Source organism: Micrococcus sp. 093350064-1 (genome assembly GCF_053627955.1).
This window is the reverse complement of the sequence record NZ_JBSEYU010000034.1, coordinates 1-1,510: the sequence shown is the minus strand read 5'-3', so window position 1 is coordinate 1,510 and position 1,510 is coordinate 1. Positions and strand designations below refer to the sequence as shown.

General features: G+C 68.2%; 1 protein-coding gene. It reads right to left on the bottom strand.

Annotated elements, in window-relative coordinates:
• A partial coding sequence (locus tag ACUW6W_RS11700) for an IS30 family transposase (protein WP_444860509.1) occupies positions 1–1,437 on the bottom strand: 1,437 nt, incomplete at its 3' end.
• Positions 1,438–1,510 lie beyond the last annotated feature (73 nt).

Sequence of the window (1,510 nt, the reverse complement as noted above, 5' to 3'; positions counted from 1 at the left end):
GGTCGTTGCAACACCGTGCGTTGAGAGCGAGCGTAGCTGCTCGGCGAAGACCTCCGCGGGAGTCTTCCAGTCCAGGACCTTCCTGGGCCTGTTGTTCAGCGTGTACGCGACTGCTGCGAGGTCCTCGGCCGACCATCTCGACAGGTCCGTGCCCTTGGGGAAGTACTGCCGCAGCACCCCGTTCGTGTTCTCGTTCGTCGGCCGCTGCCACGGCGAGTGGGGGTCAGCGAAGAACACCTTCGTGCCCGTGGCCATCGTGAACTGGACATGCCCGGCCAGCTCCTTGCCCCGATCCCACGTCAAGCTCTGACGCAGCTGCTCCGGCACCGTCGCCATCGCCTTGATCAGGGCCGCGGTCATCGCCTCAGCCCCGTACCCACCCAGCGACGGCCCGTTCTTCACCGGCGGCCGCTCACCCCATCCCTCCAGGCGGGGCAAGTGGACCAGGATCGTGGCCCGGCTCTTGCGCTCGGCCAGAGTCCCGATCGCTGAACGCTCGGTCCCGATGATCAGGTCCCCTTCCCAGTGCCCGGGCACAGCACGATCAGCGGCCTCGGGTGGGCGCTTGCTGAACACCACGTCCTCGGTGACGTGGCCCTGGGGCTTGTTCCGGGTACGTGCCCGCGGCTCGCGCAGAGCCCGCCCGGTACGCAGGCACGCGACGAGTTCACGCTTGAGCGCCCCACGCCCCTGGATGAACAGGGACTGATAGATCGCTTCATGAGAGATCCGCATGGACACATCATCCGGGAACTCCAGGCGCAGCCGGTGGCTGATCTGCTCAGGGCTCCACGCCGTGGACCACCGCCGGTCCGCCCGGCGCGGTTTCATCTTCCGCCCCTTGAAACCGGGCCCGACCGGTCCCGGCACGGCCACGCCATCGGGGCCCAGGACCACCCCGTTCAGGCGTGCCTGGACGTAGTCGTGCAGTCGCTGGTTCGTGGCCAGCTTCGCCGGCTTGGGCCGCCTGGCAGCTTCCTGGGCCTTCCACTGCGCCACCGTGGCCCGGTACTCCTGCTTCCCGGAACGAGTGGCGCAGTTACGGCGCAGCTCACGGCTGATCGTGCCGGGATCACGTCCCAGCGTGCGTGCGATCTGACGGACCCCCTGGCCCTGGGCATGGAGGATCGCGAGCTCCTCACGCTCAGCGAAGGACAGATACCGGCCGGTGGGCTCGGCTAAGGACAGCGGGGTCATCCCGCCAGCGTGACGGAACCAGCGCGCCCCGACGGGCCAGGACACGCCCACAGTCAGGGATGCCTCGACCGTGGTGACACCGGTGGCGATCACACGCCAGAACTGGCGTTGGACCTCCCGTGAGGGCTGCGGCCTGCCAGGAGAGCGCATCGGGGCCCGCAAGGCCCGATCCGCTCTCCACTGCCGCCGTGTCCCCTCGGGCACGTCACTGATCTTCCTCGCCCAGTCCTTGCTTGCCATCGCCCATACCTCCAGTGATTCCGAGAGGGTGTTGCGACGACCGATTGAATCCACCCTGGGAGCCGCGGTCCGA